General features: G+C 72.9%; 20 protein-coding genes. 13 read left to right on the plus strand and 7 right to left on the minus strand.

All coding sequences use genetic code 11. The annotated features are described in order from the left end of the window. On the plus strand, positions 1 to 1,288 hold a 1,288-nt coding region (locus tag E1165_RS12025; RefSeq protein WP_132390787.1), incomplete at its 5' end, for a glycoside hydrolase family 6 protein. A gap of 110 nt (positions 1,289 to 1,398) precedes the next feature. On the opposite strand, the gene E1165_RS12030 is transcribed toward E1165_RS12025, so the two are convergent. From E1165_RS12030 to E1165_RS12050, 5 genes are all read right to left on the minus strand, one after another. Further along, positions 1,399 to 1,782 carry a hypothetical protein gene (locus tag E1165_RS12030; RefSeq protein ID WP_132390789.1) on the minus strand — a complete coding sequence of 128 codons (384 nt, stop codon included), beginning with the start codon at positions 1,780 to 1,782 and terminating at the stop codon, positions 1,399 to 1,401. Between the two features lie 71 nt (positions 1,783 to 1,853). After that, positions 1,854 to 2,159, minus strand: a complete 306-nt coding sequence (locus tag E1165_RS12035; RefSeq protein ID WP_132390791.1) for a hypothetical protein — start codon at positions 2,157 to 2,159, stop codon at positions 1,854 to 1,856. A gap of 62 nt (positions 2,160 to 2,221) precedes the next feature. Next, entirely contained in the window at positions 2,222 to 3,880 is a 1,659-nt protein-coding gene (locus tag E1165_RS12040; RefSeq protein ID WP_132390793.1) for a sodium:solute symporter family protein, read from the minus strand. 124 nt (positions 3,881 to 4,004) lie between these two features. Next, complete coding sequence (locus tag E1165_RS12045; protein WP_132390795.1) at positions 4,005 to 4,937, minus strand: hypothetical protein; 933 nt, start codon at positions 4,935 to 4,937, stop codon at positions 4,005 to 4,007. Between the two features lie 10 nt (positions 4,938 to 4,947). Next, the gene (locus E1165_RS12050) at positions 4,948 to 5,541 is read right to left on the minus strand and encodes a hypothetical protein (RefSeq protein WP_132390797.1); all 594 of its coding nucleotides are present in this window, start codon (positions 5,539 to 5,541) and stop codon (positions 4,948 to 4,950) included. 267 nt (positions 5,542 to 5,808) lie between these two features. Between E1165_RS12050 and E1165_RS12055 the strand changes: the two genes are divergently transcribed. The 8 genes from E1165_RS12055 to E1165_RS12090 all read left to right on the plus strand — a co-directional run bounded on the left by E1165_RS12055 (position 5,809) and on the right by E1165_RS12090 (position 16,022). Then, positions 5,809 to 7,308, plus strand: coding sequence for a catalase (locus E1165_RS12055; protein ID WP_132390799.1), 1,500 nt, complete (start codon positions 5,809 to 5,811; stop codon positions 7,306 to 7,308). Positions 7,309 to 7,526: 218 nt separating this feature from the next. Beyond that, positions 7,527 to 9,860, plus strand: a complete 2,334-nt coding sequence (locus E1165_RS12060) for a nitrate- and nitrite sensing domain-containing protein (RefSeq protein ID WP_132390801.1) — start codon at positions 7,527 to 7,529, stop codon at positions 9,858 to 9,860. After that, on the plus strand, positions 9,860 to 10,282 hold the full coding sequence (locus E1165_RS12065; RefSeq protein ID WP_132390803.1) for a roadblock/LC7 domain-containing protein: 423 nt from the start codon (positions 9,860 to 9,862) through the stop codon (positions 10,280 to 10,282). Before E1165_RS12060 ends, E1165_RS12065 begins: the two co-directional genes overlap by 1 nt. After that, positions 10,272 to 10,652, plus strand: coding sequence for a DUF742 domain-containing protein (locus E1165_RS12070; protein ID WP_132390805.1), 381 nt, complete (start codon positions 10,272 to 10,274; stop codon positions 10,650 to 10,652). Before E1165_RS12065 ends, E1165_RS12070 begins: the two co-directional genes overlap by 11 nt. After that, entirely contained in the window at positions 10,633 to 11,235 is a 603-nt protein-coding gene (locus E1165_RS12075; protein WP_132390807.1) for an ATP/GTP-binding protein, read from the plus strand. Before E1165_RS12070 ends, E1165_RS12075 begins: the two co-directional genes overlap by 20 nt. Before the next feature lie 164 nt (positions 11,236 to 11,399). After that, complete coding sequence (locus tag E1165_RS12080; RefSeq protein WP_207916848.1) at positions 11,400 to 12,431, plus strand: lactonase family protein; 1,032 nt, start codon at positions 11,400 to 11,402, stop codon at positions 12,429 to 12,431. Positions 12,432 to 12,595: 164 nt separating this feature from the next. After that, entirely contained in the window at positions 12,596 to 14,338 is a 1,743-nt protein-coding gene (locus E1165_RS12085; protein ID WP_207916850.1) for a substrate-binding domain-containing protein, read from the plus strand. 199 nt (positions 14,339 to 14,537) lie between these two features. Further along, positions 14,538 to 16,022 (plus strand): sugar transferase, encoded by a 1,485-nt coding sequence (locus tag E1165_RS12090; protein WP_132390811.1) that lies wholly within the window; start codon positions 14,538 to 14,540, stop codon positions 16,020 to 16,022. A 10-nt stretch (positions 16,023 to 16,032) separates the two neighbouring features. Here E1165_RS12090 and E1165_RS12095 read toward each other — a convergent pair whose 3' ends face one another. Next, positions 16,033 to 17,163, minus strand: coding sequence for a PP2C family protein-serine/threonine phosphatase (locus tag E1165_RS12095; RefSeq protein ID WP_132390813.1), 1,131 nt, complete (start codon positions 17,161 to 17,163; stop codon positions 16,033 to 16,035). 96 nt (positions 17,164 to 17,259) lie between these two features. On the opposite strand from E1165_RS12095, the gene E1165_RS12100 reads away from it, so the two are divergent. Further along, the gene (locus tag E1165_RS12100; RefSeq protein ID WP_132390815.1) at positions 17,260 to 17,781 is read left to right on the plus strand and encodes a MarR family winged helix-turn-helix transcriptional regulator; all 522 of its coding nucleotides are present in this window, start codon (positions 17,260 to 17,262) and stop codon (positions 17,779 to 17,781) included. A gap of 49 nt (positions 17,782 to 17,830) precedes the next feature. Here E1165_RS12100 and E1165_RS12105 read toward each other — a convergent pair whose 3' ends face one another. Beyond that, positions 17,831 to 19,090 (minus strand): ROK family protein, encoded by a 1,260-nt coding sequence (locus tag E1165_RS12105; RefSeq protein WP_132390817.1) that lies wholly within the window; start codon positions 19,088 to 19,090, stop codon positions 17,831 to 17,833. A 53-nt stretch (positions 19,091 to 19,143) separates the two neighbouring features. Here E1165_RS12105 and xylA point away from each other — a divergent pair, with 53 nt between their 5' ends. The 3 genes from xylA (at position 19,144) to E1165_RS12120 (ending at position 23,274) form a co-directional block, all read left to right on the plus strand. Then, positions 19,144 to 20,331: a xylose isomerase gene (gene xylA / locus E1165_RS12110; protein ID WP_132390819.1), complete on the plus strand. Its 1,188-nt coding sequence runs from the start codon at positions 19,144 to 19,146 to the stop codon at positions 20,329 to 20,331. 11 nt (positions 20,332 to 20,342) lie between these two features. Next, positions 20,343 to 21,800: a xylulokinase gene (gene xylB, locus E1165_RS12115; RefSeq protein ID WP_132390821.1), complete on the plus strand. Its 1,458-nt coding sequence runs from the start codon at positions 20,343 to 20,345 to the stop codon at positions 21,798 to 21,800. A 61-nt stretch (positions 21,801 to 21,861) separates the two neighbouring features. Continuing rightward, positions 21,862 to 23,274: an MFS transporter gene (locus tag E1165_RS12120; RefSeq protein WP_132390823.1), complete on the plus strand. Its 1,413-nt coding sequence runs from the start codon at positions 21,862 to 21,864 to the stop codon at positions 23,272 to 23,274. Positions 23,275 to 23,372: the final 98 nt, after the last annotated feature.

The raw sequence follows: 23,372 nt of genomic DNA on the forward strand, positions 1-23,372 counted from the left end.
GCCGACCACCCCGCCGCCGACCCCGGGGCAGCGGGTGGACAACCCGTACCTGAACGCCAAGGGGTACGTGAACCCGGAGTGGAAGGCCAAGGCCGAGTCGGTGCCCGGCGGCAACCGCGTCTCGAACACCCCGACCGCGGTCTGGCTGGACCGGATCGCCGCCATCAACGGGACGCCGGACAGCAGCTCCAACGGCGCCATGGGCCTGCGGGACCACCTGGACGAGGCGCTGCGGCAGGGTGCCAACTACATCCAGATCGTGATCTACAACCTGCCCGGCCGCGACTGCTCGGCGCTCGCCTCCAACGGTGAGCTGAAGGCGCACGAGCTGCCCCGCTACAAGGCCGAGTACATCGACCCGATCGCCGCGATCCAGGGTGACGCGAAGTACCGCAACCTGCGGATCATCAACGTCATCGAGATCGACTCGCTGCCGAACCTGGTGACCAACACCTCGGGCAACCCGGGCGGCACGGTCATGTGCGACACGGTCAAGAACAACGGCGCGTACGTCAACGGTGTCGGCTACGCCCTGGCCAAGTTCGGCGCGATCCCGAACGTCTACAACTACATCGACGCCGCGCACCACGGCTGGATCGGCTGGGACAGCAACTTCAGCCCGACCGCCCAGATCCTGCGCGAGGCGGCCGGCGCGTCCGGCAGCACCCCGGCCAACGTGCACGGCTTCATCGTCAACACCGCGAACTACTCGGCCCTGCGGGAGCCGCACTTCAAGGTGACCGACACCGTGGGCGGGACGTCCGTCCGGCAGTCCAAGTGGGTCGACTGGAACTGGTACGTCGACGAGCTCTCGTTCGCCCAGGCGTTCCGCAGGGAGCTGGTGTCCAAGGGCTTCGACACGAACATCGGCATGCTGATCGACACCTCCCGTAACGGGTGGGGCGGCTCGGCCCGGCCGACCGCCCCCGGGCCGACGACCAGCGTCGACGCCTACGTCAACGGTGGCCGGGTCGACCGGCGCTTCCACACCGGCAACTGGTGCAACCAGGCCGGTGCGGGTCTGGGCGAGCGTCCCAAGGCCGCTCCGGAGCCCGGCATCGACGCGTACGTCTGGGTGAAGCCCCCGGGTGAGTCGGACGGCTCCAGCAAGGAGATCCCGAACACCGAGGGCAAGGGCTTCGACCGGATGTGCGACCCGACCTACGAGGGCAACGCGCGCAACGGCAACAACATGAGCGGCGCCCTGCCGGACGCCCCGATCTCGGGCGCCTGGTTCCCGGCGCAGTTCGCCGAGCTGATGCGCAACGCCTACCCGCCGCTCTCCTGATCCGGCGGACGGCCTACCTGCCGCGGCAGGAGTGAGGCACTGCCGCGGTAGGTTCCCCAGGGCCCCTGGCCCGACCGGTCACCGGTCGGGCCAGGGGCCCCCGCGGTCGGTCAGGGAACGGTCCGCTCGATCGCCGCCGGCCCCAGCTCGGCCAGATCCCGGCGGGCCCGCTCGATGTTCTCCGGGGTCAGGTCCTGCCCCCGGGCCGTCACCAGGTCCTCCGGCTCCCACTGCTGCTCGGCGCCGGTGCGGATGTTGTCCGGGGTCGCGCCGGTGCCGGTTCCCGTCGCGCCGGTGCCCGCCGCGTACGGGTCACCCAGCAGTTCCTCGGTGCTGTCCGTCGTCGCCCCGCCCGGTTCGGCGAAGGCCGGGTTGTCCCGGTCCGGGCCGCCGTCGGTGGCCAACTGCGGCACGGTGGTGTCGTCGTCGACCGCGGCGGCCACCTCGGGGCTCTCCTCCAGCGGCCGGCCACGGTTGGGGTCACGATCCGTCATGGCGCTGCCCTCCTGTCCCAGGATGCTCTGATCTCGCGTACCCCGCTGGGACGGGCCCATGCCGGCGCGGATCAGACCTCCCCGGCCTCCTCGACGGTGGGCGGCTCGACCGGGCGGAGCCACTGCCAGGCCAGCATGAACAGGCCGAAGAGCAACATCACCAGACCGGCCCACAGGTTGATCCGGATGCCCTGCGCCTTGTCGATCTCCGACTGTCCGTCGAAGAGGCCGACCAGGCCGACGAGCACGCCGTACACGACGAACAGGCCACCGATCACCCGGCGGATGTCGAACAGCCGGGCCGCCGCGGACCTCGCCCGCTCCTTCTCGGTCTCCTCGACCAGCGGATCCTCCGCCCGCTCACTGTGCTGTTCCATGGAGTCGACCTTCCTCTCGTGTCACCGCCGGGGGACCGGCGTCAGAAGACCGGGACGTAGCCTCAGAAGACCGGGATGTACAGGACCACGGCCAGGACCAGGGCGATCGCGCCGAGCAGCACCGGCGAGCGCCACCAGACCCGGTCGCCGGCCAGCACGTCGCCCTTCAGGTCCACCCCGCCCATGCCGTAGACCAGGCCCTGGAGTTCGCCGTCGGGCTTGGGGCGGGTCAGCGGAGTGACGATCGCGGCCACCACGGCGACCGTGGCGAAGGCGATCCCCGCCCCCCAGAAGCTCTCCTCCAGGTCGGAGTTGAAGTGCAGCACCCCGCCCTTGTAGAGCAGGTACGTGGCCAGCGCGGCCACGGTGCCCGACAGCAGCGACCAGAAACCGGCCAGCGGGCTCATCCGCTTCCAGAACATGCCGATGATGAAGGTCGCGAACAACGGGGCGTTGAACAGCGAGAAGAGCGCCTGGATGTAGTTCATGATGTTGCTGAACCCGGCCGCGATGAACGCCGTGCCGATGCCGATTAGCACGCCGCCGACGGTGGCGATCCGGCCCACCCGGACGTAGTACTCGTCCGAGCCGTCCCGGCGCACGTACGCCTGCCAGATGTCGTACGTGAAGACGGTGTTGAAGCCGCTCACGTTGGCCGCCATGCCGGCCATGAACGAGGCGATCAGGCCGGTCACGGCGACCCCGAGCACCCCGTTGGGGAGCAGGTCGCGCATCAGCAGCGGAATCGCGTTGTTGTAGACCAGATCGCCCTCCGAGGCACCCAGCCCGTGCACCGTGACCAGCGCGATCAGGCCGGGGATCACGGTGACCACCGGGATCACCAGCTTCGGGTACGCGGCGATGATCGGGGTCCGCCGGGCGGCACTCATGTTCCGCGCCGACAACGCCCGCTGCACCTCGGCGAAGTTGGTGGTCCAGTAGCCGAAGGACAGCACGAAACCGAGACCGAAGACGATGCCGATCCAGTGCGCGCCGAGGGGGTTGTCGGTGCCGCCGGTGCCCTGCCACGCGTGCAGGCCGGCCTCGCCGAGTGGGGACTCGCGGACGGCGTCCATCAGGCCGCTCACGCCACCGACCTTCACCAGCCCGATCACGGTGATCGGCACCAGACCCGCGATGATCACGAAGAACTGGAGCACCTCGTTGTAGATCGCGCCGGAGAGCCCGCCGACGGTGATGTACGCCAGCACGATCACCGCGCCGACCAGAACCGCCACCCACAGCGGCCAACCGAGCAGCGCCTGCATGATCAGCGCCAGCGCGTACAGGTTGACCCCGGCGATGAGCACCTGGGCCACCGCGAAGCTGATCGCGTTGAGCAGGTGGGTCGGTCGGTTGAACCGCAACCGCAGGTACTCGGGGACGCTGCGGACCCGGGAGCCGTAGTAGAAGGGCATCATCACGATGCCGAGGAAGACCATCGCCGGCACGGCGCCGATCCAGTAGTAGTGCAGGGTCATCATGCCGTACTGGGCGCCGTTGGCGGCCATCCCGATGATCTCCAGCGCGCCGAGGTTCGCCGAGACGAAGGCCAATCCGGTCACCCAGGCCGGTAGCGAGCGCCCCGAGAGAAAGAAGTCGACGCTGGTCCGGATGGCCCGGCGGGCCGCGAAACCGACACCGAGCACGGTGACGAAGTAGAGCGTGAGAATCCCGTAGTCCAGCGCGTTCATGCTCAGCCGGAGGCCGCCACCGTCCATCCCCGCCACCCTTCGTCGCGTGCGTGGACGTGCTACTACCCGATAGGTCGACTTTCCACGCGCGACGTACGGCACACACGCGGGCGCCCCGGCCGACCTGCGACCGGGGCGCCCGACTGCGCAGTCAGCGACCGAGCACCCGGTCCAGGAAGTCCCGGTACTGGCGGACCGCAACCCGCAACTGCTCGGTGTCGGCCGAACCGGCGTCCTGCCAGCCGCCAATCCGCTGCTTCTGCGCGGAGAGCGCGGCCGACAGCGCCTGGATGGCCTCCTCGACCAGTGACTGCGCCTCGCCGACCGCCGCCTGCGGGTCGTCCACGAAGCGGAGCTGGATCTCCCGCCAGCGGTCCCGGAAGCCCTGCGCCGCGTCCGGCTCGAACAGGGTCGCCGCGTGCGTCGGCACGTTGCCGCCGGCCGCCCCGGTCGCCCCGGCGGCGACCGTCGCCGCGCCGGCGCCCGGTGCCTCGGCGTCCGGGTCGACCATCGCCGGCGCGGCGCTGCCGTACCCGGCGGCCGGCGCGTCACCGTCGCGCCGTACCCCGGCCGGGCCGGCCTCGTTCCCGGTCGCGGCGTCCCGGTGCCCGGCCTCCCAGCGGTCGCGGTCGTGGATCCGGTCGGCGGCCGTCGGGTCGGCCCGTTCGTCGTCGAATGGCTCGGTTCGTCCGGGTGCGCCGTCGCCGGGCAGCGCGGTGTCCTCCAGCCGGGCATCCCGCTCGTCCTCCGGACGCCCGCTGGCCAACGCCGAGGCGGCGACCGCGTCGCCCACCGTGGCCGCGCCGAAGGCGGTCGGCAGCGGGGCCGGTTCGTGGAACTCCGGCCGGCCGCCGTCGGGGTCACGGTCCCGCCCGCCGTACGGGCGGATGCCGGCGCGGTCGTCGGCGGGGGCCACCGTCGGGTCGTCGAAGGTGCCCCGGTCCTCCAGCATGTCCTCCGGGGTGTCGGCGCGCCCGTTCCGGTCCCGGTGCGCGGTTGCCCCGCCGGCGGGTGGGACGGGTACGGGCGTGGACCGCACCGCGTCCGGGTGGTCCGGGCTGACCTGCTGCTCTTCCTGGCGCATGGGGCTCTCCTCAGCGGCTGGTGACGTCGTGCGGGCTGTCCGGTCTGCGCTGCGCCGGCGGTCGCTGCCCGACCGGATCCTCGCCGAGCAGGTCGGCGAAGAGGGTCCGGTAGTGCACGACGGCCTGGCGCAGCTCCTCGGTGCTTGCCTCACCCCGCTCGTTGCGCAGCCGGATCTCGTGCGCCTCCCGATAGTGGGTGAGGGTGCGGGCGTGCTCGACGGAGAGGTGGGCGATCTGTTCCGGGAAGTCCCCGGCGGGGTAGCCGCGGTCGGCGATGAGCCGGCTGACCAGTTCGTCGGCGTCACCGACCGTCTCGGCCGGGGAGTCGACGAACCGCACCTGGAGTTCCTCCCAGGCGGCGGCGTAGCGGGCGCGGGCCTGCGGGTCCAGCGGGGTGAGTTCGAGTTCGGCGTGCCGGCGTTCCCGGTCGCGCAGCTCTCGTTCGGCGGCGGTGCGGCTGTCCCGTTCCGTGACGACCCGGTCGTACTCGGGGCCGAATCGGCGTTTGAGCGCGCGGCGCCGGCCGGTCACGACGGCCACGGCGACCAGCACCGCGACCACCAGCACGGCGAGCACCACAACGACTACCTGCGTGGGCGACATGGCTCCTCCTTCGCCACCCTGGTATTCCCTCCGTCCGGTGATCGCCAATCCCGATCCGGTGGACTTTCCTGGCGGCTAAAAGTTGACTGATTCCAGACAACGCGCTTGGGTGGGGTGATGCCGGTCGAGTTTGGCGTCGTACGCCCGCCCGCCGCCCGCCGCGTGACGCGCGGTCCCGCGGTGCTGGCGACGGCGTCCGCGGTGGGGTCCACCGACACCACCCACCGGGGGTCACCCCGACCGCCAGAACCCATCAGGAGGACAGCGATGAGCGATCAGGCCGACAAGCCCATCCTCACCACCCGTCAGGGTCACCCCGTCCACAACAACCAGCAGCAGCGCACGGTCGGTTCGCGTGGGCCCGCGACGCTGGAGAACTACCACTTCCTGGAGAAGATCAGCCACTTCGACCGGGAGCGGATTCCCGAGCGGGTGGTGCACGCCCGCGGCTTCGTCGCCCACGGCGAGTTCGAGGCGTACGGCACGGTCGGAACCGGTGACCAGGCCGTGCCGGCGTCCACCTTCACGAGGGCCAAACTCTTCCAGACCAGGGGCAAGAAGACCCCGGTCACCATCCGGTTCTCCACCGTCATCGGCGGCCGGGACTCCTCCGAGGCGGCCCGCGACCCGCGTGGCTTCGCGGTGAAGTTCCGCACCGAGGACGGCAACTGGGACATGGTCGGCAACAACCTCCAGATCTTCTTCATCCGCGACGCGATCAAGTTCCCCGACGTGATCCACGCGTTGAAGCCGGACCCGGTGACCTTCCGCCAGGAGCCCAACCGGATCTTCGACTTCATGTCGAACACGCCCGAGGCCATGCACATGCTGACCTGGCTGTTCAGCCCGTACGGCATCCCGAGGAACTACCGCACCATGCGCGGCTCCGGGGTGAACACGTACCGCCTCGTCAACGCCGGCGGCGAGGGCGTGCTGGTCAAGTTCCACTGGCTCTCCCAACAGGGCGAGCACAACCTCACCGAGGCGCAGGCGCAGGAGATCCAGGCCAGGGACCTCGGCCACGCCTCGAAGGACCTGTACGAGGCCATCGAGCGCGGCGAGTACCCGCAGTGGGAGCTCAACGTCCAGATCATGAGCGACGACGAGCACCCGGAACTGGACTTCGACCCGCTCGACGACACCAAGATCTGGCCGGAGGAGGACTTCCCGTACCTGCCTGTCGGAATGATGACTCTCAACCGGAACATCACCGACCACCACAACGAGAACGAGCAGATCGCCTTCGGCACCGGCGTGCTGGTCGACGGCATCGACTTCTCCGACGACAAGATGCTCGTCGGCCGCACCTTCTCCTACTCGGACACCCAGCGCTACCGGGTCGGCCCGAACTACCTCCAGCTGCCGGTCAACCGGCCCCGCGAGGACGTGGTGGTCAGCACCAACCAGTCCGGCGGCGCGATGTCGTACGGGGTGGACAACCGGGGCGCGAACCCGCACATCAACTTCGAACCGTCCTCGGCGGCCGGGCTGCGCGAGGCCGACGAGTCGTACCGGGAGTACCGCCCGTTCGTGTCCGGGCAGGTCATGAAGGCCCCGATCGAGCGGCAGGACAACTACTCCCAGGCTGGCCGGCGGTACCGCGAGATGGCCGACTGGGAGCGCGACGACCTCGTCCTCAACCTGGTGACCAACCTGTCCCGGTGTGACAAGCACATCCAGGAGAAGATGGTCTGGCACTTCAGCCAGTGCGACCACGACTACGGCCGCCGCGTCGCCGAGGGCCTCGGCCTGTCGACCGACGGCTGAGTTCCCTTCTGGACGAACGCCCCGCCGGGGACGGGCGGGGCGTTCGCCGAGCCGAGGATCCACAACGGAGCGCAGGTGGGACCGTTGTCACCCGGTAGTGCTGCGGGCCCCGATTACGTATCCTGCCCAAGGCGCCCGTGCCGGTGCCCGGCGCCGTGGCCGGGTGCTGCCCGGCCGGCGCCGGCGCCACCGCTGCCATCCCTTCGGGCGAGGACTCAATGGACACCCACGACTGGTCGATCCGCGCCAAGCTGACCGCACTGGTCGTGACCCCGGTCGCTGCCCTGCTGGCCCTCTGGATCTTCACCACCACGCTCGCCCTCGGCCCCGCGCTCGACCTGCTCGTCGCGCGTACCTTCCTCGAAGAGCTCGGCCGCCCCGGCGGCGCGGTCGTCGCGGAGCTGCAACGCGAGCGGCGACTCTCGGTGGTCCAGCTCGTCGGTACGCGGACGCTGCCAGCCCTGGCCGAGCAGCGGCAGCGCACCGACACCGCGGTAGCCGACCTGCGCCGGCGCATCGGCGGGGAACGGCTGCGCGACGCCGGCGGCGACCTGCTCGACAGCCGCCTGGACAAGCTGGCCGCCGCCCTCGACACACTGCCGGCCGGGCGTGGATTCATCGACCGCCGGCAGATCGACAGGGTCGGCGCGAGCGGTCTCTACACCGGCGTCATCGGAGCGGTCTTCGGGGCTTTCTACGCGATGGCCGACGCGCCCGACGCGGAGCTGAACCGGCAGGCCCTGGCGCTCACCGGCCTCGGCTGGACCCGTGAGCTGCGCGGCCAGACCGACGCGCTGGTGGCCGGGGCGGTCGCCAGCGGCCGGTTCACCGAAGGGGAGCACCTGCGGCTGGTGCAGATCATCGGCAACGAGCGGTTCCTCGCCGACATGTCCGTGGCCGACCTGCCGGTCGAGGACCGGGCCGCCTACCAGCGGCTGGTCGCCGGGGAGGAGTTCGTCCGACTGCGCGCCATGCAGGAGGCGCTGCTGCGCGCCGACCCGTCGGGCCGTCCGCCGGTGGACGGCCGGGCGTGGGTCGCCAGCTACGACGCCGTGCAGCAGCAGATGATCGACTACGAGCTGCGCGAGGCACAGGCGCTGGCCGACCGCACCGTGCCGGTGGCCGTCACCATCCTGGTCCGGCTCGCCGCCGCCGGAGTGCTCGGACTGCTGGCGGTCGTCGTGTCGGTCCTGGTCGCGCTGCGGGTCGGGCGTACGCTGGCCCGCCGGCTCACCGGCGTGCGGATCGCCGCCCTGGAGATGGCCGAGCACCGGCTCCCCGACGTGGTGGCCCGGCTGCGCCGGGGAGAACAGGTCGATGTGGCGCGTGAGGCGCCGCCGCTGGAGTACGGCGCCGACGAGATCGGCGACGTCGGACGCGCCTTCAACGAGGTCCGGCGTACCGCCGTCAGTGCCGCCGTCGACGAGGTCACCCTGCGCCGGGGCCTGAACGAGGTCTTCCTCAACCTCGCCCGCCGCAGCCAGGGTCTGGTGCACCGGCAGCTCGCCCTGCTCGACCGGATGGAACGGCGCACCGAGGATCCGGACGAGCTGGCCGACCTGTTCCGGGTCGACCATCTGGCCACCCGGCTCCGCCGGCACGCCGAGGACCTGGTCATCCTCGCCGGGGCGGTGCCCGGGCGGGGCTGGCGACAGCCGGTCGCCGTGCTGGACGTGATCCGCGGCGCGGTCTCCGAGGTCGAGGCGTACGACCGGGTGGACGTCGGGGAGGTGCAGCCCGCGGGGCTGGCGGGCCGGGCGGTGGCCGACGTGGTCCACCTGCTCGCCGAGCTGATCGAGAACGCCACCGCCTTCTCCCCGCCGGAGACCCGGGTCGGGATCGCCGGCCAGCAGGTGGCCAGGGGGTACGTCGTCGAGATCACCGACCAGGGCCTGGGGATGGCGCCGGGCGCGGTGGCGGAGGCCAACCGCCGCCTGGCCGACCCGCCCGAGTTCGACCCGGCCGACAGCGCCCGCCTCGGACTCTTCGTGGTGGCCCGCCTCGCCGCCCGGCACGGCATCATGGTCACCCTGCGCTCCGAGCAGCCCGGTGGGCTGACCGCGGTGGTGCTCGTGCCGACCGACCTGATCACCGACGAGCCGCCCGTGTCGCCCATCCCGGTGGGCCGCCCGGGTGCCCCGGTCAGCCGGCTGGGCGTCCCGGTCCGGGCCCGGTCGGGCCGGACCACCCGGGAACGCTCCGACCAGACCGTGCTGCCGTTCGCGCCGGCGCGTACCTCCGCGGTGGAAGTCGCCCCCGACGGCGACGGCCTGCCCCGCCGGGTCCGCCGGCGGGGGCCCGCGACCCGGCCCCGGTCGCAGGCCGCGGAGGCCCCGGCCCCGCGCTCGCCCGAGGAGGTGCGCCGGCAGATGTCGGCACTGCAGGCCGGCACCGCCCGAGGCCGGCGGGAGGGCGTGGCGCTGCGCCCGTTGCCACCCGGCCCGGCGGCCACCGACGGCCCCTCGGGGCGGGTGGCCCCCGAGCCGTCCCCGTCGCCGGCCGAGCCGGCGGCGGCCCCCGAATGCCCGACCGCGACTGAGAGGGACGCCTAGTGGTGCACACGACGAGGCAGAGCGCCGACCTCGGCTGGTTGCTGGACGAACTGGTGGAGCGGGTGCCCCCCGCCCTGGAGGCGGTGGTGCTCTCCGCCGACGGCCTGTTGCTCGGTGCCTCCACCGGGATGGACACCGCCGACGCCGAACATCTCTGCGCCCTGGCCTCCGGCTTCTCCAGCCTGGCGAAGGGGGCCAGCCGGCACCTCGACGCGGGTGGGGTCCGGCAGACGGTGGTGGAGATGGAGTCCGCGTACCTGTTCGTCACGGCCGCCGGTCAGGGCACCTGCCTCGCGGTGGTCTGCGAGGCCGACGCGGACATCGGGTTCGTGGCGTACGAGATGGCGATGCTGGTGATCAGGGTCGGGGAGAACCTGACCGCGCCGGCGCGGGCGGCGGCAGGGGCCGTCGATGCGAGCTGAGCCGCCGGGCCCTCAGCACGAGTGGCTGGACGGCGCCGCCGGTCCGGTGGTCCGGCCGTACACCCTCACCGGTGGCCGGGTGCGCCCGTCCTTCGACGGCTTCGATCTGGTCGCGTTCGTGCTGGCGGTCGGGAATCCGACCGGCCAGCCCGGGTTGCAGCCCGAACACCGGCGTCTGGTCGAACTGGCCCGGCGTCCGGCCGCGGTGGCGGACCTCGCCGCCGACCTGGACCTCGCCGTGGGCGTGGTCCGTGTTCTCCTCGGCGATCTGCTCGCCCGGGGGCTGGTCTCGGTGCACGAGCCGCCGGCCGCCGCACTTCCCGACAACGACATCCTCAAGGCGGTGGTCAGTGGACTACGTGCGCTCTGACCGGGACTCCTCCGGGGCCCGGTTGCCGCTGGCTCTCAAGATCCTCATTGCCGGCGGCTTCGGCGCGGGCAAGACGACGTTGGTCAGCGCCCTGAGCGAGGTACGCCCCCTGCAGACCGAGGAGGTGTTGACCAGCGTCAGCATCGGCACCGACGACCTCTCCGGGGTGGAGGGGAAGACCACCACCACGGTGGCGATGGACTTCGGCCGGATCACCATCACCGAGGACCTCCAGGTCTACCTCTTCGGCACGCCGGGCCAGGACCGGTTCTGGTTCCTGTGGGACGAGCTGGCCTTCGGGGCGCTCGGCGCGGTCGTGCTCGCCGACACCCGCCGCCTCGCCGACTGCTTCCCCTCGATCGACTACTTCGAGCAGCGCGGCATCCCGTTCGTGGTGGGGGTGAACCACTTCGACGGGGCCCGCCAGTTCGGCATCGAGGCGGTCCGGCAGGCGCTGGACATCGATCCGCAGGTGCCGGTGGTGCTCTGCGACGCGCGGGACCGCCAGTCCGCGAAGATGGTGCTGATCTCGCTGGTCGAGCACGTGGCCCGGCAGCGGGGTGAACCGGTTCCGGTGGCCTGACCCGCCGGTCCGCCCTCGGCCCGGCCGGTCGTGTCCGGTTGCTGGCCGGTCCGCCGCCGCCGCGGCGGCCGTCCGGGCAGAATCCGGGAAGGGGCCTGACGGCCGGGATCGCCGGGGAGAGGTTCTGGTGGGAGCGACGGCAGGAACGGCGGAGGGACACAGCGGTGACGAGTGAGATCGTCTACATCGGTGGATACACGGCGGCCAGCGGCGGACGGGGGGACGGCATCGTGGCCGCCCGTCGGGACCCGGGCTCGGGAGAGCTGACGCCGCTCGGCACGGTGGTGGGCACCGAGTCTCCCTCCTTCCTCGCCCGGCATCCCGCCCTGCCGGTGCTGTACGCGGTGAACGAGCTTCCCGAAGGCCGGGTCAGCGCCTTCGGCGTGGGCCAGCGGGGCGAACTGACCCCGCTGGCCGTCCGGTCGACCGGTGGCGCCGAGCCGTGTCACCTGGCGGTCGTGCCGGACGGTGGGCACCTCCTCGTCGCCAACTACGGCGGCGGCAGCGTCGCGGTCCTCCCGCTCGACGACCACGGGGTGCCGGGGGAGCGCAGCGACCTCGTCCGGCACGAGGGGCACGGCCCGGACCCGGAACGCCAGGAGAAGTCGCACTGCCACATGGTGTCCCCGGACCCGGGCGCCGGTCCGTTGCTCGCGGTCGACCTCGGCACCGACTCGATCTACCGCTACGACCTGGACGCCGGGTCGGGCCGGCTGGTCCCCCGCGCGCCCGCGGCGCGTACCGTCGCCGGTGCCGGGCCGCGTCACCTGGCCCGGCATCCCGACGGGCGGCGGTGCTGGGTGGCGGGCGAGTTGGACGCGACGGTGACCGCGTACGAGTTGACCGCGGAGGGAGCCCTGCACCAGCGGGGACGGGTCGATGCCAGCGGCCGGGCGGGGCACGTCCAGCCCTCGGAGATCGCCGTCGGTCCGGGTGGGCGCTTCCTCTACGTCGGCAACCGGGGGGTCGGCACCGTCGCGGTCTTCGCGCTCGACGGCGAGCTGCCGCGGCTGGTGGCGGAGGTACCCACGGGCGGGGAGTGGCCGCGGCACTTCGTGCTGGTCGGGGAACACCTCTACGTCGCGGACGAGCGGGCCGACATGGTGCGCGTGTTCCGGGTGGATCCCGGCTCGGGTGTGCCCGAGCCGCTCGGCGAGCCGGTGGAGGTACCGAGCCCCACCTGTGTCCTAGCCTGACCGATGGCACTCCGGGATGGACAGATCCACGCCTGGAAACGGACTGACTACTCAATGTGGCGAAACGGTGATCAACTGTTTCTCCTCAGTAACTTTCGTCCGAACGGTTATGGCGGTAAGCGCCCGACCTGCGCAAGATGGTCGGCGTGTCTGGCCGCCATCGCATGCGTTCAAGTTTTCGTGGAGCAGGAGCCGCAGCCGTGGCGACCGCGCTCGCCGTCGTGGTTGCCGGGTCCTGGTTCGGCTACCAGCAGCTGGCTGGCCCGTCCTGCTCCGGGGAGATCCAGCTCTCCGTGGCCGCGACGCCGGAACTGGCGCCGGCGGTCGCTGACGCCGCCAGCCAGTGGGTCAAGGACGGGGCGGCGGTCGGCGGAACGTGTATCGCGGTCACCGTCACCTCCTCCGATTCCGTCGAGGTGGCCGCCGCGGTCGCCAGCAAGCACGGCGCCACCCTCGCGGGCGTGGGGCAGGCCAGTGGTACGGCGGTCACCCCCGACGTCTGGATCCCGGACTCCTCCACCTGGCTGCTGCGGCTGAAGAACAACGGCGCCACCGCCTTCGCCCCGGGCAACGGCGCGTCGATCGCCCGCAGCCCGATCGTGGTGGCCATGCCGGAGCCGGTCGCCGCCTCGCGTCTCGGTTGGCCGGACAAGAAGCTCAGCTGGACCGACCTGCTCCGCGCGGTCAGTAGCGACAAGCCGTTGCGCGCCGGGATCGTCGAGCCGACCCGGGACGCCGCCGGCCTGTCCGGGCTCCTCTCTCTCACCGCCGCCGCCAGCGCCTCCGGCGGGGACGCGCAGCAGGCCACCACCGGCGCGCTCCGGGCGCTGGCCACCGGCCGCTCCGCGCTGCGGCAGGACCTGCTCGCCCGGTTCCCACGCTCCAACGACCCGGCGTCCATCGCCAGCGCGCTCTCCGCCGCCGCGCTGTCGGAGGAGGACGTCATGGCGTACAACAACACCAAGCCGCCGATCCCGCTGGCCGCGCTCTACCTGGAGCCGTCGCCCATGCCGCTGGACTACCCGTACGCGGTGCTGCCCGGCGTCGAGCCGTCGAAGGCCTCGGCCGCCCGGGTGCTCTACGAGCTGCTCACCACCCAGGGTTTCAAGAACCGGCTGGCCGCCCAGTCGCTGCGCGCCCCGGACGGCAACTGGGGTGAGGGCTTCAGGGCGCCGCAGGGCGCTCCGAGCCCGGCCGGTGGCCAGTCGACCGTCCCGCCGGCCGGTGTCGGCGCCGCGGGTGGCCTGGACCCGGTCGCGATAGACCGGGCGGTCTCCGGCTGGTCCATCGCGACCCAGTCCGGCCGGATGCTCTGCGTCATCGACGTCTCCGGTTCCATGAAGACGGAGGTCCCCTCCGCCAACAACGCCAGCCGTGCCCAGGTCACCGTGGCGGCGGCGAGCCGCGGCCTGAACCTGTTCGACGACTCCTGGTCGATCGGCCTGTGGACGTTCTCCACCAACCTGGTGGGCTCGCGGGACTGGCGGGAGATCGTGCCGATCAACCCGCTGTCGAGCAACCGGAGCAGGCTGGAGCAGGGGCTGGGCTTCGTTCGACCGTCCGACGGCAACACCGGCCTGTACGACACGATGCTCGAGGCGTACAAGACCGTCCAGCGGGACTGGGAGCCGGGCCGGGTCAACTCGGTGGTGCTCTTCACCGACGGCAAGAACGAGGATGACAACGGCATCTCGCAGACCAAGCTGCTCAGCGAACTCAAGGCGCTGGCGGACCCGGAGCGGCCGGTGCAGGTCGTCATCATCGGCATCGGCAACGAGGTCTCCAAGGCCGAACTCCAGTCGATCACCAGCGTCACCGGCGGCGGCACCTTCGTCACCGAGGACCCGACCAAGATCGGTGACATCTTCCTCAAGGCGATCGCGCTGCGCCCGAACGCGCCGCGCTGAGTCGAGGAACGGCACGGACCGCCGCACCGGGAGAGCCGGTGCGGCGGTCCACGTTCCGCGACGAGGGCAAACTGACGGTAATACGTCCGAAGCAATCGGTAACCATCATTCTGCGGCAAGATGTCGGAAGCGTTCCGGCGTCGCTGCCCCCACGGGCGGCGACGGGTCGGAGCCGACTCGCGCGACGAGGGGAGGCCCGGTGAGTTCGGCAACCCTGTCCACGCCCACCCCGACATCGTCGGTGTCGGCGGGCCGTGCGGCCGGACCCGTCGCCCGCGCCGACCAGCGGGCGTACGTGCGGCTCCTGGTCGTCCTCGACACCACCGTTCTCTGCCTCGCCGTGCTGGCCGGCTACGCCGCGCGCTTCGGTGACCGGACGCCGGTCGGGTCGGAGATCCCCTACGTCCTGGTGGCTCCGGGTCTGGTGCTCACCTGGCTGGTCTCCCTCAAGGCGTTGCGCTGCTACGACGACCGGGTGCTCGGCTACGGCGCCGACGAGTACCGGCGGGTCAGCACCGCCAGCCTGCGTCTGGCCGGTGGCATCGCGATCGCCGGCTACATCGCCGACGTCGGCGTGTCCCGCGGGTTCCTGGCCATCTCCTTCGCCTTCGGCACGACGGCCCTGGTGGTGACCCGGTTCGCCGCCCGCAAGCGGCTGCACCTGGCCCGGTACAACGGCGCCGGCTGGTCCCGCCGGGTGCTGGTCGTCGGTGACACCGCGCACGTGCTGGAACTCGTGCACACCCTGCGGCGCGAGCCGTACGCCGGCTACCACGTGGTCGGCGCCTGCATCCCTGACGCGCTGCTCGCGCCGGTGCCGCAGCGGCTCAGCGACGTGCCGGTGGTGGGCTCGCTGCGAGGCGTGCCCGAGGCGGCGGCAGCGATCGGGGCGGACACCGTCGCGGTGACCGCCTCCGGCGAGCTGACCGCCGCCCGGCTGCGCCGGCTGGGCTGGCAGCTCGAAGGCACCGGGATAGACCTGGTGGTGGCGCCCGCGTTGACCGACGTCGCCGGGCCCCGCATCCACACCCGGCCGGTCGCCGGCCTGCCACTGATCCACGTCGAGGCCCCCGAGTTCCGGGGCGCCCGCAAGCTGGTCAAGGAACTCGTCGACCGTACCCTCGCCGCGCTGGCACTGCTGCTGGCCCTGCCGTTCATCGCGGTGATCGCGCTGGCCATCCGGCTGGACAGCCGGGGGCCGGTGCTGTTCCGGCAGACCCGCGTCGGGCAGGGTGGGCGCGAGTTCGCGGTGCTGAAGTTCCGGACCATGGTGGTCAACGCCGACGAGCTCCTGGCCGAACTGGCCGCCCGCAACGAGACCGACGGGCTGCTGTTCAAGATGCGCGCCGACCCCCGGGTGACCCGGGTCGGCCGGCTGCTGCGCGAGTGGTCCCTGGACGAGCTGCCCCAACTGGTCAACGTGCTGCTCGGGCAGATGAGTCTGGTCGGCCCGCGACCGCCGCTGCCGTCGGAGGTGGCCCGGTACGACGGCGACGTGGCCCGCCGTCTGCTGGTGAAGCCGGGCATGACCGGGCTCTGGCAGGTCAGCGGCCGGTCCGACCTGAGCTGGGAGGACGGCATCCGGCTCGACCTGTACTACGTGGAGAACTGGTCGCTCGCCGCCGACCTGACCATCCTCTGGAAGACCTTCGGCGCGGTACTGCGGCGGCGCGGGGCGTACTGAGCGCGGGGTGTCAGGGGCGGGGGCCGGTCCAGTCCAGGCAGACCACCACGGCGTCGTCGATCAGGTCCCCGGCGACGAACGCCCGCAGGTCCCCGATCAGCGAGCGGACGGCGTCCAGTGGCGCCGTCGGCCTGGTACGGCGCAGGAAGCGGTCCAGTGCGGTCTCCCCGTACCGGACGTTGCCGCCGAGCGCGTCGACGACCCCGTCGCTGACCACGAAGAGCCGGTCACCCCGGCGCAGGTCGAACTGCTGCTCCCGGTAGTCGGTCCCGTCGAACATGCCGAGCGGGAACTGCTTCTCCAGCACCGGCTCGCTGACCTCGCCGTCGCGCAGCAACACCAGTCGGGGTGAGCCGGCGTCGACCACGGTCAACCGACCGGAGGCGAGGTTCAGCTCCATCAGCAGGGTGGCGAGGTGTTGCTCACCCCGGTGCAGGGCGTAGACCGCCTGGTCGGCGAGGGCCGCCTGGTCGGCCAGGGCCAGCCCGCCCCGGCGCGCGTTGCGCAGCGCGTGGGTGGCCAGCGTGGTGAGCATCGCGGCGGCCACCCCCTCGCCGGTGCCGTTGACGGTGGACAGCCACACCCGGTGCCCGTCGTCGGACCAGTCGAAGCTGTCGCCGCGCACCGCGTACGCCGGCTCCAACTGCCCGGCCAGGCTGAACGACGGGCGGACCCGGCTGCGGCCGGGCAGCAGCTCCCACTGCATCTCGGCGGCGAGGGTGAGCCGGCGGGCCCGCCGGGCAGCCCGGTACAGGTCGGTGCCGGCGGAGACGGCGGCCAGTTCGTGCCCGAGCGCGGTGGCGATGGCGGTGAGCTGGTCGACGGCCTCCTGGTCCTGCGGTGCCGGGGTCAGCCGTAGCACCCCGCGTCGATCCCCGCGCATGCCGACCGGGAACCAGCCGGTGTCGCCCGCGAGGATCGGCTCCTGGTGGTCGAAGCAGCGCCAGGCGGGGTGGCCCGGCCCGGTGACCGGCTCCCCGTCCCTGATCGGCAGCAGCACGGACAGTCGGTAGTCGACCTGGTAGAGCTCGGTAGCGGTGATCGCGAAGTCGTTGGCCAGCTGGCTGGCCAGCCGGTCCAGCAGGAGGTCGACCGGCGCCTCGATCAGCACCTGTCGGGCCCGGTCGTCCGGTCCGCGCATCGTCACTCCTTCTGACCCGGGCCGACGACCCGGCGTGGGGGTAGTCTCGGGCCCACCATGGCCGATGACAGCGGTCTTCGCAGACCACACGTGAGTATGGCCGCCGAGCTCGATGCGGCGGCCGGCGCTCTCCTGTCCGTGTGGGAGGCGGCGCGGGAGGGGACGACCAGCCGGCTGTCCGGTGCCCAGCTGCGTGCGGTCATGGTGGTGGAGCGGCACGACGGGATCAACCTCCGCCGGCTCGCGGCCCTGCTGGACATGCTGCTCTCCTCGGCGAGCCGGCTCTGTGACCGCCTGGTCGCGGCCGGCATGCTGGAACGCGAGCCGGGCCGGCTGGACCGGCGCGAGATCGCCCTGCACCTGACCCCGGAGGCGCGGCGGCTCCTCACCGAGCTGCGGCAGGATCGCCAGCGGCGGCTGGCCGAGGTGCTCTCCGACATGAGCGTCGAGGGGCGGGAGGACCTGCTGCGCGGCATCCGCGAGTTCGACCGGGTGGCCCGGCGGCGGGAGGGGGCGGCGGAGCCGACCGCCGCACAGTCGGTGGTCGCGCCGCTCGTGCCCGAGTCGCTCGGCGGCCCGCCGTCGGCGACCCGCTCGGCCTGGGCCGCTCCGGCGTGACGCCGCTGCGGGTGCGCGGCGGCAGCCCGAGCGCCTGACTCCGCCCTGGTCACTCCCGGCGACCGAGCCAACCGGAGGGTCGGGCGACGATCCGACGGACCACCGCACCGGCGCCGCCGACCACCGCCGACTCCGGACCGAGCGCGGCGGCGCGGACCGAGACGGGGGACCAGGCGGCGGTCAGCACCCGGGCGGTCAGTTCGGTGGCGACGGGCGGGCGCAGCCAGGGGGCCAGGGTCGCGTATCCGCCGCCGAGGACGACGGTGTCCAGGTCGAGCAGGTTCACCACGCCGGCCACGGCGACGCCGAGGGCGGTGCCGGCCGCGTGGAGCGCGGCGCGGGCCTGCGGGTCGCCCGCGCTGGCGAGGTCGGCCAGCCGCCGGGCGGCGGTGTCGGCCGGCAGGTCCGCGCCGGCAAGGCCGGCCGCGCCGAGGATGGCCTCCTGGCCGGCGTACGTCTCCAGGCAGCCCCGGCCGCCGCAGCGGCACCGCGGCCCGGCCGGGTCGACCGGTACGTGACCCAGCTCGCCGCTCCAGCCTCGGGCGCCCCGGAAGAGCGCGCCGTCGAGGACGATCCCGGCACCGATGCCGATCTCACCGGAGACGTGCAGGAAGCTTGCCGTGCCCGGGACGGCGTGCAGCTCGCCGAGGGCGGCGAGGTTCGCCTCGTTGTCGACGGTCAGCGCCGGCACCCCGTCGACCGTGCCGGTGAGCGGCGGATGGCCGGCGAGCAGGGCGGGGACGTCCACGTCGCGCCAGCCGAGGTTGGGAGCGAGCCGGACCAGCCCGTGGGCGTCGACGAGCCCCGGCACGGCCAGCGTGGCGCCGGCCAGGGTGAGCCCCAGCCGGTCGGCGGCGGCGCGGGCCCGGCCGGCCAGCTCGACCAGGCGGGCGAGCGCCTCGGTGGGGGAGAGTGGCCGCAGGTCGGCCCGGCGTACCTCGTGGTGGCGGACGGCTCCGGCGAGGTCGACGACGCAGGCGGCCAGGTAGTCGACGTTGATCTCCAGCCCGAGCCCGGCGGGCCCGTCGGCGGCGAGCCGCAGCCCTCGGGCGGGTCGCCCCGCGCCGGTACGCGGCTCCGGGTCGACCTCGGCGACCAGCCGGCCGGCGATCAGGTCGTCCACCACCGCGGAGACGGTGGCCCGGGTGAGGCCGGTGTCGGCGGCGATCGCCGCCCGTGACGGCGGGCGGTCGGCGGTGGCGATCCGCCCCAGCACCACGGCGAGGTTGAGCTCGCGCAGGCTGCCCTGGCGGACCGCCCCGGCGATGTTGGCACTGGTCACCGCTTGACAATGCCACACCGTCCCCATTTAATTCAACCACTGAACAAATAGTGGACGACACCACCAGCCGGAGGTCTGCCATGGCACCCCGCCCCACCCCCGCCGACAAGTTCTCCTTCGGGCTCTGGACCGTGGGCTGGCCGGCCCGCGATCCGTTCGGCGACGCCACCCGGGCCGCGCTGGACCCGGTCGAGGCGGTGCACCGCCTCGCCGAGCTGGGCGCGTACGGCATCACCTTCCACGACGACGACCTGGTGCCCTTCGGCTCGGACGCCGCCACCCGCGACGCCCACCTGACCCGCTTCCGCAAGGCCCTCGACGAGACCGGTCTGGTCGTCCCGATGGTCACCACCAACCTCTTCAACCACCCGGTGTTCAAGGACGGCGGTTTCACCAGCAACGACCGCGACGTCCGGCGGTACGCGCTGCGCAAGGTGCTGCGGAACGTCGACCTCGCCGCCGAGCTGGGCGCCCGTACCTTCGTCATGTGGGGCGGCCGGGAGGGCGCCGAGTACGACCTGGCCAAGGACGTGCGCGCCGCGCTGGACCGCTACCGGGAGGGCGTCGACCTGCTCTGCCAGTACGTCATCGACTCCGGGTACGATTTGCGCTTCGCCATCGAGCCGAAGCCGAACGAGCCGCGTGGCGACATCCTGCTGCCCACCATCGGTCACGCGCTGGGCTTCATCTCCACCCTCGCCCATCCCGAGCTGGTCGGCCTGAACCCCGAGGTCGGCCACGAGCAGATGGCCGGGCTGAACTTCGCCCACGGCATCGCGCAGGCGCTCTGGCAGGGCAAGCTGTTCCACATCGACCTCAACGGCCAGCGCGGCATCAAGTACGACCAGGACCTGGTCTTCGGCCACGGCGACCTGCTCAACGCGTTCGCCCTGGTCGACCTGCTGGAGCACGGCGGTCCCGACGGCGGCCCGGCGTACGACGGCCCCCGGCACTTCGACTACAAGCCCTCCCGCACCGAGGACTTCTCCGGCGTGTGGGCCTCGGCCGAGGCGAACATGCGCACCTACCTGCTGCTCAAGGAGCGGGCCGCCGCCTTCCGGGCCGATCCGGAGGTCGCCGAGGCGCTCGCGGCCAGCCAGGTCGGCGACCTGGCCACCCCCACCCTGGCCCCGGGCGAGAGCTACGCCGACCTGCTCGCCGACCGGTCCGCCTTCGAGGACTTCGACGTCGACGCGGCCGGCGCGAAGGGCTTCGGTTTCGTGCGGCTCAACCAGCTCGCCGTCGAGCACCTGCTCGGCGCGCGCTGAGGCGGGCCACCATGCCGCTCGTCGCCGGCGTCGACTCGTCGACCCAGTCCTGCAAGGTCGTCATCCGGGACGCGGAGACCGGCGCCCTCATCCGGCAGGGCCGGGCGCCGCACCCGGACGGCACCGAGGTCCACCCCGACGCCTGGTGGGACGCCCTACGGGCGGCGGTCGACGCCGCCGGTGGGTTGGCCGACGTCGCGGCCGTCTCGGTCGCCGGCCAGCAGCACGGGATGGTCTGCCTGGACGAGTCGGGCCAGGTGGTCCGGCCGGCGCTGCTGTGGAACGACACCCGGTCCGCCGGGGCCGCCGCCGACCTGATCGCCGAGGCCGGCGGCGGGGAGCCGGGCCGGCGGTTCTGGGCGGACGCGGTCGGGCTGGTTCCGGTGGCCAGCTTCACCGCCACCAAGCTGCGCTGGCTCGCCCGGCACGAGCCGGCGAACGCGGCCCGGGTGGCGGCGGTCTGCCTGCCGCACGACTGGCTCACCTGGCGGCTGGCCGGCGCCCCCGGTCTGACCGCGCTGCGCACGGACCGGGGCGACGCCAGCGGTACCGGCTACTGGTCGCCCCGCACCGGCGAGTACCGGCTGGACCTGCTGGAACGGGCCTTCGGTCGGGTGCCACGGGTGCCGGCCGTGCTCGGCCCGGCGGAGGTCGCCGGCGAGCTGGACCGGAGCGTGTTCGCCGACCCGGCGGGCAGGTCCGGCGCGGAGGCGGTGCTGCTCGGCCCCGGCACCGGGGACAACGCCGCCGCCGCGCTCGGCGTCGGGGCCGGCCCCGGTGACGTGGTCGTCTCCCTCGGCACCTCGGGGACGGTCTTCGCGGTCTCCGACGTCCCGGCCGCCGACGTAGCCGGTGCGGTCGCCGGCTTCGCCGACGCCACCGGCCGATTCCTGCCGCTGGTCTGCACGCTCAACGCCGCCCGGGTGCTGGACGCCGCCGCGACGATGCTCGGCGTCGACCTCGACACCCTCTCCGAGCTGGCGTTGTCCGCCGCGCCCGGCGCGGACGGCCTGGTGCTGGTTCCCTACCTGGAGGGGGAGCGGACCCCGGACCGGCCGCTGGCCACCGGGGCGGTGCACGGGCTCACCCTGCGCACCGCCGCCCCGGCGCACCTGGCCCGGGCCGCCGTCGAGGGCATGCTCTGCGCGCTCGCCGACGGCTTGGACGCCCTGCTGGCGCAGGGGGCCCGGGCCGATCGGATCATCCTGGTCGGCGGGGGTGCCCGGTCGGCGGCGGTGCGCCGGATCGCCCCGCAGGTCTTCGGCCGGCCGGTGGTCGTGCCGCCGCCCGGCGAGTACGTCGCCGACGGGGCCGCCCGTCAGGCCGCCTGGGTCGCCCTGGGTGGCGCGACACCGCCCGAGTGGTCGGTCTCCGGTCTGGCCGAGTTCGCCGCCGAGCCGGTGCCCGCCGTCCGGGAAGGGTACGCCCGGGCCCGCGACCAGGTCGTCGACCGGGTTCCGCCGGCGTAGCCGTCGGGTGGACGCGGGCCCGGTCACCGGGTCGTGACCCGGACCTGGTTTGCTGCCGGTCATGGCTGGTACCAGGATCTCCCGGCGCGGGAACGCGGCACACCGGTCCTACAGCGTGGTGGTGTTCGTGGTGCTCGCCTCGCTGGACAACGTGGCGATCGGCCTGGTGCCGCCGCTGTACGGGCCGATCTCCAGCGCGTTGGGTGTGCCACAGGGCCTGCTCGGGCTGGTCACCGCGGCGAGCTTCCTGGTCAGCGCGGTGGCGGCGGTGGTCTGGGCGTACGTGGGCGACCGGGCGGACCGTAAGCCGTTGCTCATGCTCGGCACGCTGGTCTGGGCCGCCGGCACCGGCGGCAGCGCTCTCGCCCCGAACTATCCGGCGTTCCTGGCCGCCCAGCTACTGGCCGCGGTCGGGTTGGGCGCGGTCGGTTCGGTGGGGTTCTCCGTGGTCACCGACCTGATCTCACCGCGTCGTCGGGGGCTGGTGATGAGCTTCTGGGGGCTGTCGCAGGGGGTGGGCACGCTGGCCGGGACCCTCACCGGCGGCATCGTCGGCAGCACCGACTGGCGACGCCCGTTCCTGGCGGTCACCGTGGTCGGCGTGGCGGCCACCGTCGCCTACCTGTTCACCTACGACGTGCGGCGGGGGCAGAGCGAACCGGAGCTGGCCCGGGCGATCGACGCCGGTGCCGACTACGACTACCGGATCAGCCGGGCCGACCTGCCCCGGATCCTGGCCCGGCGGACCAATCGCTGGCTGGTCCTGCAGGGGCTGACCGCGCAGGCGGCGTTCGGATCGCTGGTCTGGCTGCCGGTGCTCTTCACCGAGCGAGCCCGGGACCAGGGCTACTCGCCGGCCACCGCGGTGCTGGTGGGCAGCGTCTTCGCCACCCTCTTCCAGCTCGGCGGGGTGCTGTCGATCGTCGGTGGAGTCGCCGGCGACGCGCTGCAACGGCGTACGCCCCGGGGGCGGGCCCTGGTCGCGGCGGTGGGCGTGCTCGCGGCCCTGCCGTTCTACCTGGTCCTGTTCCTGGTGCCGATCCGGATCGACGTGCCGGACGGTGGCGGTTCCGGGGCCGTGGTGGGCGCCGTGCTGGCCAGCGTGCTGACCGAGCCGACGGTCGGGCTGAGTCTGCTCACCGCCGTCGTGGCGCTGGCCCTGACCTCGGCGAACTCGCCGAACTGGTTCGCCCTGATAGCCGACGTCAATCCGCCGGAGCACCGCGGCACGGTCTACAGCCTGGGCAATCTGGTCAACGGGATCGGCCGGGCGGCCGGCAACGCGCTGGTCGGGGTGGCCTTCCACGGACTGCGGGCGGCGTTCCCGCCGCCGCTGAACTACGCCGTCGGGTTGGCCGTCTTCCAGCTCTTCTTCATCCCCACCGGGCTGATGTACTGGCTCGCCTCCCGTACCTCACCCGGGGACATCCGGTCGGTGCGCGACCTGCTGCACACCCGCGCCGACCGTCTGTGAGCCCGACCGATCCCCGGCCGACCGTCGCGCCTCGCGTCGATCACGAGGTTGGCGACGGCGGCCGGGACGGCCATGCCTGGCGCCGAGAGGGGCGGTGG

The sequence above is a fragment of the Micromonospora sp. KC723 genome (assembly GCF_004348595.1).
Taxonomy (GTDB): domain Bacteria; phylum Actinomycetota; class Actinomycetes; order Mycobacteriales; family Micromonosporaceae; genus Micromonospora.